We start from the raw sequence: 18,056 nt of genomic DNA, 5'->3' as shown, positions 1-18,056 counted from the left end.
ATCATTTGCAACAACCTTTTATACAGCAATTATTTAACTTTAATAGCTTTATTAAATTTAGATAATGTTTAAAATAATTTTCTTTAAAAAAAAATAAATATTCTTAAATAATAAATTTTTTACTTATCTATATTTTAGTTGCAAAAGATAAAAAGACTTCTTAGCATAATAAACCATCAAGTATTTTTTTTAACGTAATATAAACTTTTTATAGCTTATTAATAAAGACGTCAAAGTTATTCATAAAATTAAGGTTATTTAACTAACCCTATAAAATGATACGATGTATCTTTTACACTATAAATATTATCACGCCGAAATTAAATTGCAATATTTATAATACACTGTATTTGTTTTTTAAAATGTAATGTATTCCTAGATGGGAGTATTTAGTAGCATACTTAAAAATATATGAGTAGTTTTAATAGTTATTTATCAGACTTATTATTTGACTATTATGCTATCAAATAGCAATCAGATAATGATCCATTTTTCACATAATATATATTTTATAATTGATTATATTGAGAAAAATATTGATTCGATATTCAAGTAACAAGATTGCTAAAATATAATCTATCCTAGTTAATCAAAAACTTGTGTAATGAATATATACTGAGGAAGAAAGACTGATAGATTTATGCTAGAGGGATAAGACCTACTAAATATGGTGTAGATGTACAAGCATTACGATCTAAATACTCATTACCGTTGGCATCTTTCTTAGTAGGGCACTGATTCTTAACTATACATGACATTAAAGTCACCGAAAATAATCCTATTATTATGATTCTAAAAATGTTTTTTTTCATAACTCTGATCTCCCTTGTTATGCTTTCTGCTGTGATTGTTGATCTGCAGGTAGTGGCTGATACGTTGATACACATGAAGCTAGTACACATGATACTAAAACAATCGCAATTATTTTTTTCATAACTATTATCTCCCTATATATTTAACACCAAAATCTAAATATTTAAAATAATTAGATTACATCTAAATTTATACCACATAAAAAGTAGTAATTTAAGCATTTTTTTATTTTTTTTAAATATTTCTAATTATTATATCTATTTTAACTTCATATTTAGATATTGAACCTTTATAATCTGTTGCTTATAAATACTGTAAAATTTTATATCTATAATGGACTTTGATCATATTTTAATAACTGTATTAATGGCAGTTATTCCACTGATTTTTGCAATCACTATCCATGAAGCTGCTCATGGTTTCGTGGCTAAAATTCGTGGTGATGATACCGCCTATAGATTGGGCAGAGTAACATTAAATCCTGTATCTCATATTGATCCCATTGGCACTATTGTATTTCCTGGACTAATGATTATTTCATCAATTTCATTTGGATTTCCTTTTATTTTTGGTTGGGCAAAACCTGTCCCTATTGACTATACAAAACTCAGAAGACCTAAGATAGATACTATATTAGTCGCAATTGCAGGACCATTAGCAAACTTAGCAATGGCTTTTATTTGGGCAATAGTCGCAAAATATATTACTCTCCATCCATACATCCAAGGAATGGCTTTTTATGGAATAATGATCAACGCAGTATTGATGATATTAAATTTACTACCAATCCCTCCATTAGATGGTAGTAGAATAATTTCATCTTTATTACCTATAAATTTAGCATATAAGTATAATAGTATAGAAAAATATGGCTTTCTTATAATTTTGGCACTAGTTATTATACCTTTTAATGGTTCAAACTTATTGTTTTTTATAATCCAACCATTTATAACAGCAATTATAAACTTAATTCAATTTATAATTTTCTAAGGTATATTTTTCTTAATATTTAAGAATTATTTTCGGAAACAATTATTTAGTAAATTTGGCATATAGTTAGTTATTTAGTAAAATAAACTAAGAATGTTAAATTTTATAATAAATGAGAAGTATATATAGAATTATATTAGTATTAAGTACAGTAACAATATTCTACTCGGATATATTTGGATATGATAATACTCCTCCACAAAAGCCAACGCTTGTAAAAACATCCGCATTCATTACTGATATTCATAGCTTAGATGAAGTGAGTGAACAATTACAAATTGATGTGATTTTTATATTTAGCTGGAATGATCCAAGGTTAGAATTTAATGAAAATAAAGTAAAAAATCCATATAAGTTATATCAAGGCGACTTTCAATATGATGAGGTTTTTGAAGGCTGGAAACCACAAATTTCTATAATTAATGAGATTGGATCTCCTCAAATAAAAGCTAGACAGATAAAAATTTATCCTAATGGAGATGTTATATACATCGAGCAACGTACTTTACAACTTGAAACTCCAATGCAACTTAAGAAATTTCCTTTCGATAAACAAGTTTTAAAAGCTTATATAATACCATTTGGCTATAATTCTAAAGAAGTACAGCTAAAAGTAGAGCCAAACGATAAAATTACAGTCAAAGACTATGTTAAAGAACATCCAAATATAAATATAGCAGAATGGCACCTTACTAATTTCAATCTAGCAAATACAGAACCGACAAAATATTACTACGGAAAGCCAGAAAAAATATCAATGATTGAATTTAGTATTTCACTAAAGAGAAAACCTACTAATATTATTTTAAAAGTACTAATTCCATTGACATTGTTAGTATTAGCAATGTGGGCAATATTTTGGATGGATACAAAAGCTTTATCAGATAGATTAAACATAGCATTTATAGGAATTTTATCTGTGATCGCATATCAATTTTTAATCGAAGGAGAAATGCCTGATATTGACTATTTAACTTTTACTGATGGATTTTTATTACTATCTTTTTCTATTTTATTTTCAACCGTTTTAGAAAGCTTAGCTGTTTACTGGCTAATAAAATTAAATAGAGATAAACTAGCTAAAAAAGTCGATATATTCTCAAGATTTGCTTTTCCTATCAGCTACCTAGTTTTGATAACTTTTCTTTATTTTATCTATTTACATTAAACTAGTTATTATTTAATAATTGTCGTACTATATTTACAATTATATTTGCAAAATAGGTTATGATAAATAATTATACTAATAGATACTATTCTTTAAGTTATTATTTTAAAAAAAAATTATTTAGGAACAAGCAAAAAGATCAATAACCATAATTGATAACACATAGAAACACAGATATTATTATAATATCAAATAACTACTGATAACTTTAAAAACTTATCCATTGGATCCAAAGAAACTTATAAATAAAGTACGTAAATAAGTCTGTAAGCCAGCATCTTGTATCGGCAGAACAACCGCATCTTCATCACTTTTTTTATCTTATAGTATTAGTATATATCAAGGCTTAAAATCCCTACAGTTTTATTAAACCACAATACAGCCAGGTGGAGTTATAAATGCCCCATTAGTAGACCAATCCAAACGTACTGGATTTATATGGTTACCTTGAGAATCTATCTTTTCACTGATTAATGTATAGCAACTAGATGTTGGTGCCGATAAAAATAGATCTAAAGCAACCGAATTATGTCTATGGGGTAATTGAACACTATTTTTAGGTAATACATCATATAATGACCATAAGGTAGGTGTAATAGTTTAATAAAGGTACATCATTTACATAATTATAAAGTAGCCGCATCACTGCATAAGTGTCGTATTGTTTGTTTTATCAGTAGGAAAACTAAAGACATCTCCTTTTGTCCATCTAAAAACAATATCTCCCTGTCTACTTTCACCACTGCCTTGCATAACTACAAAAACATGTGAACTAGCATTAGCAGATATTTCTAATGATTGATCTTTTTTTAAGTTCATAAAGCTAACCAAACATACTGTGGGGATGTGGCTCGGTAATCTGTTTGTAGTTGAGTGCTCAAATCCAAAGTACAAATAGTCTATTGCTGATCATTCACTAGATACTGAGCTAAAATAGCCGGCATTTTAATATTTGCAGCTTGTGTATATTCAAAGTACTTAGCATCATTTGACATATAATCACCTCTCTATGTGACAAGAATCTTTATATTATTGTACAATCAAATTATATCAATAACCAAAAATATTGATACAAAATTCTTAAAGTCACTAATAAGAAAAAAGTGATATGTATACACAAGTTTATAAACACTAAAACAGAAGAGCCCTATGTTATATAAGGCTAATTGATTCGTGCTTATTATGTAAGACTTTGAATGGAAAAAGATGGCGACTACCTACTTTCACCTGGGCAATGCCAGACTATCATCGGCGTTTTGTAGTTTCACTTCTGAGTTCGGAATGGGATCAGGTGGTTCCTACAAGCTATCATCGCCAAAACTGTGTTTTGGGGTTATAAAGATATTTAACAATTCAGCATAGAAATAGACTTAAGTCTCTCGGATCATTAGTACTGGTAAGCTTCATACATTGCTGTACTTCCACACCCAGCCTATCAACGTCGTAGTCTCCAACGTTCCTTACTGATTTTCATCAGAGAGATCTAATCTTGAAGGAGGCTTCACGCTTAGATGCTTTCAGCGTTTATCCCGTCCGAACGTAGCTACCCGGCAATGCTTCTGGCGAAACAACCGGAACACCAGTGGTTCGTTCACTCCGGTCCTCTCGTACTAGGAGCAACTCTTCTCAAATCTCTAACGCCCACGGCAGATAGGGACCGAACTGTCTCACGACGTTCTGAACCCAGCTCGCGTACCACTTTAAATGGCGAACAGCCATACCCTTGGGACCTGCTTCAGCCCCAGGATGTGATGAGCCGACATCGAGGTGCCAAACTCCTCCGTCGATATGAACTCTTGGGAGGAATCAGCCTGTTATCCCCGGAGTACCTTTTATCCGTTGAGCGATGGCCCTTCCATTCGGGACCACCGGATCACTAAGACCTACTTTCGTACCTGCTCGAGCCGTCACTCTCGCAGTCAAGCGCACTTTTGCCTTTATACTCTTGGCACGATTTCCGACCGTACCGAGTGCACCTTCGTACTCCTCCGTTACTCTTTAGGAGGAGACCGCCCCAGTCAAACTACCCACCATACACTGTCCTCGAATCTCTCCTGAGTTAGAACTTCAAATATTCAAGGGTGGTATTTCAAGGTCGACTCCACAACTACTGGCGTAGCTGCTTCATAGTCTCCCACCTATCCTACACATAAATATTCAAAGTCCAGTGCAAAGCTGTAGTAAAGGTTCACGGGGTCTTTCCGTCTAACCGCGGGTACACTGCATCTTCACAGCGATTTCAATTTCACTGAGCCTCTGGTGGAGACAGTGTGGCCATCGTTACGCCATTCGTGCAGGTCGGAACTTACCCGACAAGGAATTTCGCTACCTTAGGACCGTTATAGTTACGGCCGCCGTTTACTGGGGCTTCGATCCAGAGCTTCGCTTGCGCTAACCCCTTCAATTAACCTTCCAGCACCGGGCAGGCGTCACACCCTATACTTCATCTTACGATTTCGCAGAGTGCTGTGTTTTTGATAAACAGTCGCAGCCACCTGGTATTTGCAACCCCCAACAGCTCAAAGAGCAAGTCTCATCACCATCAAGGGCACACCTTCTTCCAAAGTTACGGTGTCATTTTGCCTAGTTCCTTCACCAGAGTTATCTCATAGCCTTAGTATTCTCTACCTACCCACCAGTGTCGGTTTACAGTACGGTCGCTTATACAATATACTTAGAAGCTTTTCCTGGAAGCATGGTATCAATAGCTTCGTCAAACAAGTTTGACTTCGTCTCGTATCTCAGATTAACAAGATGCCGGATTTGCCTAGCACCTCTACCTACATACTTTCACCTGGACAACCATTCGCCAGGCCTACCTAACCTTCTCCGTCCCTCCTTCGTTCATATAAGCGGCACAGGAATATTAACCTGTTTCCCATCGACTTCACTCTTCAGCTACGCCTTAGGGGCCGGCTTACCCTACGTTGATTAACATTGCGTAGGAATCCTTGGGTTTTCGGCCAATAAGAATCTCACTTATTTTACGTTACTCATGTCAGCATTCGCACTTCTGATACCTCCAGCAAACTTCTCAATTCACCTTCATCGGCTTACAGAACGCTCCCCTACCAATATACTAAATATATTCCGCAACTTCGGTGCATAGCTTAGCCCCGTTAAATCTTACGTGCAGGCCGACTCGACCAGTGAGCTATTACGCTTTCTTTAAAGGGTGGCTGCTTCTAAGCCAACCTCCTGGCTGTCTGGGCCTTCCCACTTCGTTTCCCACTTAGCTATGACTTTGGGACCTTAGTTGGCGGTCTGGGCTGTTTCCCTTTCCACTGCGGACCTTAGCACCCGCAGTGTGTCTCCCGTGATCGAACTTCATCGTATTCTGAGTTTGCATCGAGTCAGTAAGGTCGTAAAACCCCCATTGTCGAAACAGTGCTTTACCCCAATGAGTTATACACGAGGCACTACCTAAATAGTTTTCGGGGAGAACCAGCTATCTCCGTGCTTGATTAGCCTTTCACTCCGATCCACAGCTCATCCCATACTTTTGCAACAGTATTGGGTTCGGTCCTCCAATTAGTACTACCTAATCTTCAACCTGGCCATGGATAGATCGCGCCGGTTTCGGGTCTACTCCTAGCGACTAGTCGCCCTATTAAAACTCGCTTTCGCTACGGATCCCTTATTCAGTTATCCTCGCCACTAAAAGTAACTCGCTGACCCATTATACAAAAGGTACGCAGTCACATGACTAAATCATGCTCCTACTGCTTGTATGCAAGCGGTTTCAGATTCTATTTCACTCCCTTTATAAGGGTTCTTTTCACCTTTCCCTCACGGTACTAGTTCACTATCGGTCATTCAGGAGTATTTAGCCTTGGAGGATGGTCCCCCCATGTTCAGACAAGGTTCCACGTGCCCCGTCCTACTTGTTCGTATGCTTAGTTCCATCTTGATTATTTCGTATACGGGACTATCACCCTCTATCGTCAAGCTTCCCAACTTGTTCTACTATAATTAAGACTATATCATACCAGGCTCTTCCCACTTCGCTCGCCACTACTACGGGAATCTCAATTGATTTCTCTTCCTAAGGGTACTTAGATGTTTCAGTTCCCCTCGTTCGCTCTACACTCTATATCGAGTGAGTACCTAACTTGTGTCAGGTGGGTTCCCCCATTCGGAAATCTCCGGGTCATAGCTCATTTACCAGCTAACCGAAGCTTATCGCAGATTATCACGTCCTTCATCGCCTCTGAATGCCAAGGCATCCACCGCTTGCACTTATTTTCTTAAGTCTATTTCTATACTAAATTGTTAAATATCTCTATCTTCATGTAAATAAAATATTGGTGGAGCCAAGCGGGATCGAACCGCTGACCCCCTGCGTGCAAAGCAGGTGCTCTCCCCAGCTGAGCTATGGCCCCAACTAAACCTAAAATGGTGGGTCTGAGTAGACTTGAACTACCGACCTCACCCTTATCAGGGGTGCGCTCTAACCAACTGAGCTACAGACCCGTATTCTATTCACACTAAAATACATTACCTACAAACACTATGCTAAATCACTTGAACAGCAGTTAAAGCTTATTTCTTATTCTTTCGTATTTCCGTTAAGGAGGTGATCCAGCCGCAGGTTCCCCTACGGCTACCTTGTTACGACTTCACCCCAGTCATGAATCACTCCGTGGTAAACGCCCATTCGTTAAGCTATCTACTTCTGGAGCAACCCACTCCCATGGTGTGACGGGCGGTGTGTACAAGACCCGGGAACGTATTCACCGCAGTATTCTGACCTGCGATTACTAGCGATTCCGACTTCATGCAGTCGAGTTGCAGACTGCAATCCGGACTAAGAGTACCTTTTTGAGTTTCGCTCCAGCTCGCACCTTCGCAGCCCTCTGTAATACCCATTGTAGCACGTGTGTAGCCCTGGTCGTAAGGGCCATGATGACTTGACGTCGTCCCCACCTTCCTCCGCCTTGTCAGCGGCAGTCTCAATAGAGTACCCAACTTAATGATGGTAACTATCAATAGGGGTTGCGCTCGTTGCGGGACTTAACCCAACATTTCACAACACGAGCTGACGACAGCCGTGCAGCACCTGTCACTGCGTTCCCGAAGGCACCAATCTATCTCTAGAAAGTTCGCAGGATGTCAAGACCAGGTAAGGTTCTTCGCGTTGCATCGAATTAAACCACATGCTCCACCGCTTGTGCGGGTCCCCGTCAATTCCTTTGAGTTTTAGCCTTGCGGCCGTAGTCCCCAGGCGGAGTACTTATCGCGTTAGCTGCGCCACTAGAGCCTTTACACCGACTCCAACAGCTAGTACTCATCGTTTACAGCGTGGACTACCAGGGTATCTAATCCTGTTTGATCCCCACGCTTTCGTCCCTCAGTGTCAGTATCGGTCCAGAATGTTGCCTTCGCCATTGGTGTTCCTTCTGATCTCTACGCATTTCACCGCTACACCAGAAATTCCCCATTCCTCTACCGTACTCTAGTTTGCCAGTATCAAATGCAGTTCCAAGGTTGAGCCCTGGGCTTTCACATCTGACTTAACAAACCACCTACAGACCCTTTACGCCCAGTAATTCCGATTAACGCTTGCACCCCCCGTATTACCGCGGCTGCTGGCACGGAGTTAGCCGGTGCTTATTCTTTGGGTAACGTCCTTCCTCAAGGCTATTAACCTTAAGGCTTTCCTCCCCAACTAAAGTGCTTTACAACCCTAAGGCCTTCTTCACACACATGGCATTGCTGGATCAGGGTTGCCCCCATTGTCCAATATTCCCCACTGCTGCCTCCCGTAGGAGTTTGGGCCGTGTCTCAGTCCCAATGTGGCTGATCATCCTCTCAAATCAGCTATGGATCGTAGCCTTGGTGGGCCCTTACCCCACCAACTAGCTAATCCAACGCAGGCTCATCCATCTGCGACAGCCCGAAAGCCACCTTTAATCCACAGATATTATGCGGTATTAACAGTCGTTTCCAACTGGTATCCCCCTCAAATGGGCAGATTCCTACGCGTTACTCACCCGTCCGCCACTCGTCAGCATCCGAAGACCTGTTACCGTTCGACTTGCATGTGTTAAGCATGCCACCAGCGTTCAATCTGAGCCAGGATCAAACTCTTCAGTTTAATTCTCAAATTCTGACTCTAACTACTGATTACTCAAATTCTTTAACAAAGTGTTTGTATATAATATATCTCTTAAATACCTTAGAAACCTTAGCTTCAAACCGCTAACATCACTCGTCAGCCGGTGAAGACATATAATACACATCACTCATCAACAACGCAAGTACTTTTTTAAAAAAAATTAAACTTTTTTACACTTTTTTTTAAAACTTCTTAAAAATCATCATAAATCGCTCTGCAAAAAATTGATTTGTATGTAAAACTCTCATTATTGTTTATGAACAAGTCGATTAAATTCTATGCAAAAGAACTAATCACTATTAATTTAAAACGATACAAAAATTATTTATCTAGGTTCTTATTTTATAATACACATACATAATTATTAAAAAACTGCTTTGCAAACTTGATAAATCAAAAGCTTGTAATGCACTCAACATCCCCAATCTCAGTTTTAAATAAATTAAACTTAAAATTAGCGATTTTTAATAAGGATGTGAATATAAATGGCTATTTAAGATGTGCATTAGTAAGCATATGGAAAATATTTTTAAATTAATATCTCTCTAGATAATTTAGTTTCACAAAAATTTTGATACAAATTATAGATTCATAGCACAATTATAAAAATCGACTAAAGCCCTATGTAAAAGATATTTACTAATATTGTTTAACCATTAAACCAATTAAGCCAAACTAAAAGAGTCAATAGCTGATAAAGGAACACATGGCAGGGTAGCCTGATCCGCGACGTTACGAACAAAATAATTAGCACCATTAGAGATACTGCGACTATTCGAGAAACCTGTTGGCGGAGTCAAATTTGGGAAAAAACTGAGAAAACAGCAGGTGTTTCAACAGTTCCATTATAAATAATCTCAATCGCACTGCCAAACGCAGGAATGTTATTAATTAAAGCTATTGGTACATATAAACCTGGAGGACATGTCAAAGTCACACTTGAAGAAGTTACTGTAGCTTTAGCCCCTTCGGGAGTGGTAACATTTCCTGAACCAGTATACGTACCAAAATAAGCCAAAGAGTTAGTGGGACGATTTTTTTTGCTTGTTGCACCCTGAGAGAAATATAGCTCCACCAACTACCATTATCCCAGCTAAAATTTTATTTTATTTTTCATTAACTTCACCTATTGCTTTAGTTAAAAATAAATTAAACTCAAAATAAGATTTTAGCGAGTCAATTGCCAATTGTCAGAAAATTATATTTAATTAAATCAGAAGTTAAATAGATAATAACTAAAAAACAGATAATTATAATCAATAAAAAGTGGTGGGTGCTGAGGGGTTCGAACCCCCGACCCTCGCCTTGTAAGGGCGATGCTCTCCCAGCTGAGCTAAGCACCCGATTTTAAAAAGATCGAAAACTTTTTTGGATGGCGGAGAGGAAGAGATTCGAACTCTCGATAGGGTTTAACGCCTATACTCCCTTAGCAGGGGAGCGCCTTCAGCCGCTCGGCCACCTCTCCTAAACCATGTAAAATCTTATTATATATACATAAAACACAGTGTCAAGAGAACATTACACTATTTTTATATGCTATCAACAATTTTAGCAGTATTAATGCACAATTTAGCTAAACAAAATAGTTAAAAAACTTTATAATAGCAAAATCATTGTTAATAAATTGATACTATAATCAAAAAATGCGAAAGATACTCGTTACTAATGCTCTGCCATATGCTAATGGTGATTTACATTTAGGTCATATGCTCGGCTATATACAATCCGACATCTGGGTTAGATTCCAGAAACTGCAAGGCAATCAGTGTATTTTTGTTTGCGGTAGTGATACTCATGGTACACCAATAATGCTCAAAGCTAAGAGCCTTGGAATTACTCCAGAAGAATTAGTTGCAAAATACTCTAATAATCATCAACGAGATTTTGCTGATTTTGAAATTAATTTCGATAACTACCACTCTACTCACAATACTTTAAATAAAGAAATTGTAGAAGATATATACAGCAAGCTTAACAACAAGAATCTTATTTCAAAAAAAGCTATAGCTCAAGCTTATGACCCTGAAGCTAGAATGTTTTTACCAGATAGATTCGTTAAGGGTACTTGTCCAAAATGTAAGGCTGAAGATCAATATGGTGATAGCTGTGAAGTTTGTGGTGCAACATATGATCCTACAGAGTTAATAAATCCTAAATCGGTAGTTTCAGGGAAAACTCCGATACAAAAGAACTCTGAACATTTCTTTTTTGATTTACCCGCTTTAGAAAAAAATATAAAAGATTGGATAGAATCTAATAAACTCTTACAACCTGAAGTTGCTAACAAACTAGCAGAATGGTTTGAGCAAGGCTTACAAAGTTGGGATATCTCGCGTGATGCGCCATATTTTGGCTTTGCAATCCCTGATACAAATGAGCAAAAATTCTTTTATGTTTGGTTAGATGCTCCGATGGGCTATATTGCAAGCTTCAAAGATTATTGTAATAAGAATAATATTAATTTTGATGATTTCTGGGGAGATAGTTCTAGTGAAAGTGAGCTTTATCATTTTATTGGTAAAGACATTATTTATTTCCACGCGCTATTTTGGCCAGCAATACTTTCATCTACAGGTTATAAAACTCCTACTAGTGTATTTGCTAATGGTTTCTTAACTGTAAATGGCAAAAAGATGTCAAAATCTCGAGGAACATTCATTCAAGCAAGAACTTATTTAAATAATTTGGAACCTAGCTATTTAAGATACTACTTTGCTTCTAGGCTAACATCTCGTATTGATGATATAGATTTAAACCTCGAAGAGTTTGTCACTAAATCAAACTCTGATATAGTTGGCAAAGTAGTCAATATTGCAAGTCGTTGTGCTGGATTCATCCATAAGAAGTTTGATGGTACTTTGTCTAATGAGATTTTTGACCCAGAATTAGAAAGTGAATTTAGTAAAAACCACAATTCTATAACTCAAGCTTTTGAAAAAAGAGAGTTCGCCCAAGCTGTGAGATTAATAATGTCGCTGGCAGATAAAGCTAACCAATTTATAGATTATCATAAGCCATGGCAACTAGCTAAAGAAGAAGGACAAGAACAAAAGGTTCACCAAGTTTGCTCACAAGGCATAAATATGTTTAAGGTTTTAGTTAATTATCTTAAGCCTATTATTCCTAGTATTGTTGCTGAGGCAGAGAGATTTTTAAATATAGAGTTCATAAGCTGGGATGATGCTCCAAGATTCTCAATGAATCATAAAATAAATAAGTTTAAACCTCTAGCAACTCGTATTGAAAAAGAAAAAGTAGATAAAATTTTAGAGGATACAAAAAAAATGTTAGATAGTGAACCGGCTCAGCAATCTAAAAAAGAAGATTCTAAACTAGATATAGCAGCTGAATGCACTTTTGATGATTTTATGAAAGTTGATCTACGCGTAGCTAAAATCGTTGAAGCTTCACATGTTGAAGGTGCGGATAAATTACTTAAACTGATATTGGATCTAGGTGGTGTTACAAAACAAGTATTTGCTGGTATCAAATCTGCTTATAACCCTGAAGATTTAATTGGCAAGCATACTGTAATGGTAGCGAATCTAGCTCCTAGAAAAATGAAATTTGGAATGTCTGAGGGTATGGTTTTAGCTGCTGGAGATGGTAAAGGTATATATATACTTGAGCCACATGAGGGTGCCCAACCAGGCATGCGTGTCAAATAATATAAGCTCACCACAATGAAAAAATATTATTACAACACTTTAATAATTCTCCTACTATTCTTTTTGGCATTATTAAACTATATTGACAGATCAACTCTAAGTATAGCTAATACTGAAATAGCTAACGCTTTTAACATAACGCCAACAGAAATGGGGATATTACTATCGGCTTTCATGTGGCCATATGCTATTGCTAGTTTACCAGCAGGATATATGGTTGATCGTTTAGGTGTTAATAAAGTAATGTTAATAAGTATGATTGCATGGTCTGTAGCGTGTATATTAGGAGGTTTTGTAATAGGATTTTACTCAATCCTGCTAACACGTATACTGCTTGGCCTTGCTGAAGCTCCTTTTTTTATAGTTGCTACTAGGATAATCCAACATCGTTTTCCAAGTTCTCAAAGAGGACTCATGTCATCAATAATTGCTTTAGGACCAAGGTTAGCAAATATCCTTGCACCTTTGATATTAGTTGGTTTAATGCTACTAATAGATTGGCGTGGTATGTTTATAATATTAGGAGTTATAGGACTAATCGCTGCGATTGGCTGGAAGCTTCTACATACTAAAGAAACACCAGAACATACAACAACAATTATTAAAAAGATTCAAAAGGTTTCTATTTCCGAGACTCTAAAAAATAAAAATGTTGTTTATTTATGTATCGGAAATCTATGTTCATCTTATGCCTACTGGCTATTTCTAACATGGCTACCCTTCTATTTCATAAAAGTAAAACATCTAACCCTCTCACAAATGAGTATTGCAACATCTGCTTCTTTTATTTCAGGAGTTGCTTCTGTAATGCTAGGTGGAATTATCTCTGATTTTATGATAAAAAAGGGGTATACTCCTGTCTTTGCGCGCCTAACTCCTATAATCGCTGGATGCCTAGTTGCGTCTATAGCAATCCTAGCATTGCCATTTATTGATAATATTTTTGTTATCGTTTGTGTAATTGGTGTCACTATCTTTTGCCTTGGACTAAGAATATCTCCAACATGGGCATTAGTTGCTGATATTTCTCCATACAGTTTAGTAGGAACAATTGGTGGATTACAAAACTTTGCTAATTTTGTTGGCGCTGGGCTTGCACCACTTATTACAGGAATAATACTACAATCAACAAATGATAATTTTATGATTATATTTATATTCAGTGGAATTATTTGTTTATTCGGCTCAATAATATATATGCTTATTCGCGATAAACGAGTTCAAAATGAGACAATTTAGTGTACTGTAATTTTTATTTTACCTTTTGTCATATTTTTAATTTCCTTTAAAAATATATCCTTATTAAGTGTATCAATCTTGAGAATCCTAAAAATAGAATCAGAATAATCCTCTTTTACAATTTTAATGTCATAGTATTTTATTAGAGTATCTACAATTGCTGTTTCGGAGTAATCATACTCTATAGAAATTTGAATCTGATGCTCTACATGGATAATCTTGGCTAAAGCCAATCCTTCTTTAGCCGCCTGACCATAAGCTCTGATGAGCCCACCAACTCCGAGCCTAGTACCACCAAAATATCTGACAACAACAACTAGCACGTTTGTCACTTCAAAACCCTGTATATGCGAAAGGATTGGCTTACCTGCAGAACCACTTGGTTCACCATCATCATTAAATCTATACTGATTATTATCGAGTAAAGAATAAGCCCAACAATAATGATTAGCTCCAGGATAGCTATTTTTTATTGCATTTAGACTATTTAATACCTCTATATGATTTGCAACCTTACATATATATGCAATAAAGCGAGATTTTTTTATTGGGGCAATTTCAAATTCTATATTTTCAGATATTGTTTTGTAACCATTCATAATTGATTATCTTATTTCAATTTTCGATTTTACTAAGCTTTTGAATAGCTATAGATCTATCTCACCTGCCCCTTGTCTTAGAATTTGGTACGGTAATTCTAGTAGCTCGACAACTGTTGTTGGATCATAACCACAATAGTCTGACTCAACTACCGCATCTATATAATTCATTATCTGGTTATCAACATCAGCACAGTCTGTTACAACATGCTGATGTCCAGGTATTATAAAGCTACTGACAACTAATGGTTCACCAATCTCCGCTGATATTGCTTTTGGCACATAATGTTCACTAACTCTAATACCTACAGTATTCTTAGATTTAGTAACTAATAATGATGATACCTTTTTCGTCGCATTTAAAATAAATGTATATGGGCCAGGAGTATATCTTTTTAATAATCTATAGGCATTATTATCAACTTTTGCATATTCTGATATCTCTGATAAATCTTTACAACAAAGTGTAAAGTTATGACTACTATCTAAATTTCTTATTTTAATAATTTTATCTATACCTTTCTTTGATTTCATGCGACAAGCTAAAGCATATCCTGAATCAGTTGGTATAGCTATAACACCATCATTATCTAAAATATTAGCAAGCTCTTTTAGTTCAGAAAGATTATTACTATAACTATATAATTCGATTAAACTCTTCATAATTTCTACAACAAGCGTTATACTTCTAAAATTATTATACAACACTTAGTATCAATAAAAATGAATAAAATGATTAATGATTTGCTTCCAGCGATTGTGTTTTTTGGTATCTATAAGATATATGATATTTTTTTTGCTACAGCAGCATTGATTATAGTAACAATAGCACAAGTTGTTTGGGAATATGTGGCCCACAAAAAAGTTGCTAAAGCACAAATTATTATAGCTATCTTAGTTGCTGTTTTTGGCGGTGCTACCTTATATTTTCATAATGAAGAATTCATAAAATGGAAAGTAAGCATAATTAACTGGTTAATGGGTATCGGTCTGATAATTACAACCTATACAATGAAAGAAACTCCGATGCAAAAAATTCTCAAAGATGCTGTCGATCTAAAAGAACATAAATGGAAAGAAATCAACAATATGTGGGGAGCCTATTTTACCGTTCTAGGCACACTTAATCTATTTGTAGCGTATTTCTTCTCTACTGATATTTGGATGGATTTTAAACTTTTTGGTCTTTTAGGTATAACTTTTGTATTCTTGATAATACAATCTATCTATTTATCCAAACATATTAAAAGATAATTTTAACATTTTAGTTTGCAAAGCAATATTTCATATATGTATAATTAGCACACGACAACAACATAAGCAAAAGATGAGCGAAGAAACTATAAATATTGACAAATCCCATTTAGCAAAAAAGAAAGCCTGCTCATATAAAAACATATTAGGCTGTATCTGTTTAGTAATTATCCTTGCAATATTTTGTATTAGTGAGATTGCGATACTATTAGGTATTTTTATGGTATTCGCTATTTTTTATATTATCATCCTAAGCTTTGGAGTGATATATATATCTGCTGCAGGTATTAAAAAATTATCAAGCCATTATCAAGAAAAAAATAAAAATATCCGCAATAACTAAATTACTTTACTAATCCAGCAGCATAAGTACGCGCGCCTATCAGACCAACATCTGTATTCATAATTATATGCACTGGAAAGTCTTTCATCATATTAGACATTCTACCTTTATCTCTAAACTTCTCTAAGAATTTACTCTCTTTTATTTGTTTGATGAGCCTAGGTGCAATACCTCCAGCAATATAAAGACCTCTAAAAGGTAAACTTGTAAGTGCTAAATTACCAGCAACTGAACCATATATACTTAAGAATATATCTATCGTCCTTAATGCTGATGGCTCTCTATGCTCAATAGCATACTTAACAATTACTGCTGCCTTATCAGAATCTGAAACACTAAATAACGCTCTACGTAAATCCATACATTCAGGTTGATCGTATAATGGATGACGCACCACATACTTATAAATATTATAAATGCCGTAGCCACTACAGAATCTCTCGGGAGAAATACGATGGAAAGTCTTGCGCATAAACTTGAATAACTCAACCTGCTCATCATCAACAGGTGAGAAATCAACATGCCCCCCCTCTGTTTTATAAACTCTTGGTTTATCATCTTTATCATAGCTGACTAAACACATTCCTAAGCCTGTGCCGGCACCAACCACAGCACATAGATTATCATTGTCTTTTTTACCTTCTTGGATTGTGATAATATCTTTTTCTCTATCTAGAGATTCTATACCGTAACCAATTGCCTCAAAGTCATTGATCACTTTAACCTTAGTTTTGTCTATACCAAGTCCTTCTGAGATATATTGCTCAGAAACCATCCATGGCAAATTAGTCACTTCAACTTCGCCATTAGAGACAAATCCAGCTACTGCAAGGCAAACAGAATCTATTTGACCTACTAGGTCTACCTCAGATAAAAACTTATCAATGATATCAGATAAACAATTGAAATTCGCACCTTTATACTTTCTTATAGCTATACTTTGTGTCACACCATTTTCTAAAAGAGAAACTTCTAATCTAGTGTTAGTGCCACCGATATCTCCTGATAATATATACATACTTATACTCCCTATTTAATGGTATCTTGCCAATACAAATAATTGATATTCTGCTATAATGAAATAATATCTCAATATTATAATTTAGTTTAGATGTCTAAAGAAAATAAAACAACAGATTTTGGTTTTACACAAGTGCCTTGGGAAGAAAAACAAAAAAAAGTAGCTGGGGTATTCCATTCAGTAGCAGCCAAATATGACTTGATGAATGATCTAATGTCATTTGGAATTCATCGTATCTGGAAAAAACAAACCATTGCTAAATCTGGAATTCGTAAGGGTGATAATGTCTTAGATCTTGCTGGCGGTACTGGCGACTTAGCATATAAATTTTGTCAAATGGTTGGCCCACAAGGTAAAGTAATCTTAAGTGACATTAACTCTTCAATGCTTGAAGTAGGCAAAGAAAAACTTACAAACAAAGGTTGTGTTGGCAATATTGAATATGTCCAAGCTAATGCTGAGTGTCTACCATTTCCTGATAATTATTTTGATTGTATTACGATATCATTTGGGCTTAGAAATGTTACAGACAAAGAGAAAGCGTTAGCATCAATGTGTCGAGTTCTAAAACCAGGTGGTCGCTTGTTGGTTCTAGAATTCTCTAAGCCAATCATACCCTTACTTTCTAAAGTTTATGATGAATACTCTTTCAAAGCACTGCCATTTTTAGGTAAAATTATTACACAAGATGCTGAAAGCTACAAATACCTAGCCGAGTCAATCCGTAAACATCCTGATCAACAAACGCTAAAACAGATGATGTATAATGCAGGATTTGATAATGTCGAATACCAAAATATGACTGGTGGAATTGTAGCACTACATATTGGATATAAATATTAA

At 35.7% G+C, this 18,056-nt stretch carries 12 protein-coding genes, 4 tRNA genes, 3 rRNA genes and 1 pseudogene; 7 read left to right on the top strand and 13 right to left on the bottom strand.

Annotated features, from left to right (window positions below; translation table 11 throughout):
* Nucleotides 1-638: 638 nt before the first annotated feature.
* The gene (locus FSC454_RS09765; protein ID WP_167359441.1) at nucleotides 639-812 is read right to left on the bottom strand and encodes a hypothetical protein; all 174 of its coding nucleotides are present in this window, start codon (nucleotides 810-812) and stop codon (nucleotides 639-641) included.
* 334 nt (nucleotides 813-1,146) lie between these two features.
* Between FSC454_RS09765 and FSC454_RS02235 the strand changes: the two genes are divergently transcribed.
* Nucleotides 1,147-1,803 carry a site-2 protease family protein gene (locus FSC454_RS02235; protein WP_071794761.1) on the top strand — a complete coding sequence of 219 codons (657 nt, stop codon included), beginning with the start codon at nucleotides 1,147-1,149 and terminating at the stop codon, nucleotides 1,801-1,803.
* Nucleotides 1,804-1,915: 112 nt separating this feature from the next.
* Nucleotides 1,916-2,971 (top strand): ligand-gated ion channel, encoded by a 1,056-nt coding sequence (locus FSC454_RS02230; RefSeq protein ID WP_071794760.1) that lies wholly within the window; start codon nucleotides 1,916-1,918, stop codon nucleotides 2,969-2,971.
* A gap of 216 nt (nucleotides 2,972-3,187) precedes the next feature.
* Here the strand turns inward: FSC454_RS02230 and FSC454_RS02225 are convergent.
* The 9 genes and pseudogenes from FSC454_RS02225 to FSC454_RS02185 all read right to left on the bottom strand — a co-directional run bounded on the left by FSC454_RS02225 (nucleotide 3,188) and on the right by FSC454_RS02185 (nucleotide 10,554).
* Nucleotides 3,188-3,867 (bottom strand): annotated as a pseudogene (locus FSC454_RS02225) (cupin domain-containing protein).
* Between the two features lie 308 nt (nucleotides 3,868-4,175).
* Nucleotides 4,176-4,290: ribosomal RNA gene (gene rrf, locus FSC454_RS02220) — 5S ribosomal RNA — on the bottom strand.
* Nucleotides 4,291-4,337: 47 nt separating this feature from the next.
* Nucleotides 4,338-7,224: ribosomal RNA gene (locus tag FSC454_RS02215) — 23S ribosomal RNA — on the bottom strand.
* A gap of 52 nt (nucleotides 7,225-7,276) precedes the next feature.
* A tRNA-Ala gene (locus FSC454_RS02210) sits at nucleotides 7,277-7,353 on the bottom strand.
* Nucleotides 7,354-7,367: 14 nt separating this feature from the next.
* Nucleotides 7,368-7,444 (bottom strand) — tRNA-Ile (locus tag FSC454_RS02205).
* A gap of 96 nt (nucleotides 7,445-7,540) precedes the next feature.
* A 16S ribosomal RNA gene (locus FSC454_RS02200) occupies nucleotides 7,541-9,068 on the bottom strand.
* The 16S, 23S and 5S rRNA genes sit together here with 2 tRNA genes alongside, the layout of an rRNA operon.
* An 817-nt stretch (nucleotides 9,069-9,885) precedes the next feature.
* Entirely contained in the window at nucleotides 9,886-10,167 is a 282-nt protein-coding gene (locus FSC454_RS02195; RefSeq protein WP_156470865.1) for a hypothetical protein, read from the bottom strand.
* A 189-nt stretch (nucleotides 10,168-10,356) separates the two neighbouring features.
* Nucleotides 10,357-10,432, bottom strand: a tRNA-Val gene (locus FSC454_RS02190).
* Between the two features lie 30 nt (nucleotides 10,433-10,462).
* A tRNA-Ser gene (locus FSC454_RS02185) sits at nucleotides 10,463-10,554 on the bottom strand.
* Between the two features lie 178 nt (nucleotides 10,555-10,732).
* Between FSC454_RS02185 and metG the strand changes: the two genes are divergently transcribed.
* The gene (gene metG, locus FSC454_RS02180) at nucleotides 10,733-12,757 is read left to right on the top strand and encodes a methionine--tRNA ligase (RefSeq protein WP_066045489.1); all 2,025 of its coding nucleotides are present in this window, start codon (nucleotides 10,733-10,735) and stop codon (nucleotides 12,755-12,757) included.
* Between the two features lie 15 nt (nucleotides 12,758-12,772).
* The gene (locus tag FSC454_RS02175) at nucleotides 12,773-13,996 is read left to right on the top strand and encodes an MFS transporter (protein ID WP_066045492.1); all 1,224 of its coding nucleotides are present in this window, start codon (nucleotides 12,773-12,775) and stop codon (nucleotides 13,994-13,996) included.
* Here FSC454_RS02175 and FSC454_RS02170 read toward each other — a convergent pair.
* Both FSC454_RS02170 and FSC454_RS02165 read right to left on the bottom strand, forming a co-directional pair.
* The gene (locus tag FSC454_RS02170) at nucleotides 13,993-14,595 is read right to left on the bottom strand and encodes a YigZ family protein (protein WP_066045496.1); all 603 of its coding nucleotides are present in this window, start codon (nucleotides 14,593-14,595) and stop codon (nucleotides 13,993-13,995) included. The genes FSC454_RS02175 and FSC454_RS02170 overlap by 4 nt on opposite strands.
* Nucleotides 14,596-14,643: 48 nt before the next feature.
* Nucleotides 14,644-15,258, bottom strand: a complete 615-nt coding sequence (locus FSC454_RS02165; protein ID WP_066045500.1) for an L-threonylcarbamoyladenylate synthase — start codon at nucleotides 15,256-15,258, stop codon at nucleotides 14,644-14,646.
* Between the two features lie 60 nt (nucleotides 15,259-15,318).
* Here FSC454_RS02165 and FSC454_RS02160 point away from each other — a divergent pair, with 60 nt between their 5' ends.
* The gene (locus FSC454_RS02160; protein ID WP_014547741.1) at nucleotides 15,319-15,849 is read left to right on the top strand and encodes a septation protein A; all 531 of its coding nucleotides are present in this window, start codon (nucleotides 15,319-15,321) and stop codon (nucleotides 15,847-15,849) included.
* 73 nt (nucleotides 15,850-15,922) lie between these two features.
* Nucleotides 15,923-16,192, top strand: coding sequence for a hypothetical protein (locus FSC454_RS02155; protein ID WP_066045503.1), 270 nt, complete (start codon nucleotides 15,923-15,925; stop codon nucleotides 16,190-16,192).
* Between the two features lies 1 nt (nucleotide 16,193).
* Here FSC454_RS02155 and glk read toward each other — a convergent pair whose 3' ends face one another.
* Nucleotides 16,194-17,210 (bottom strand): glucokinase, encoded by a 1,017-nt coding sequence (gene glk / locus FSC454_RS02150; protein WP_066045507.1) that lies wholly within the window; start codon nucleotides 17,208-17,210, stop codon nucleotides 16,194-16,196.
* 93 nt (nucleotides 17,211-17,303) lie between these two features.
* Here glk and ubiE point away from each other — a divergent pair, with 93 nt between their 5' ends.
* Nucleotides 17,304-18,056: a bifunctional demethylmenaquinone methyltransferase/2-methoxy-6-polyprenyl-1,4-benzoquinol methylase UbiE gene (gene ubiE, locus FSC454_RS02145; protein WP_066045509.1), complete on the top strand. Its 753-nt coding sequence runs from the start codon at nucleotides 17,304-17,306 to the stop codon at nucleotides 18,054-18,056.

This window comes from Francisella hispaniensis FSC454 (assembly GCF_001885235.1).
Lineage (GTDB): Bacteria > Pseudomonadota > Gammaproteobacteria > Francisellales > Francisellaceae > Francisella > Francisella hispaniensis.
This window is presented reverse-complemented; position numbering and strand designations above follow the sequence as displayed.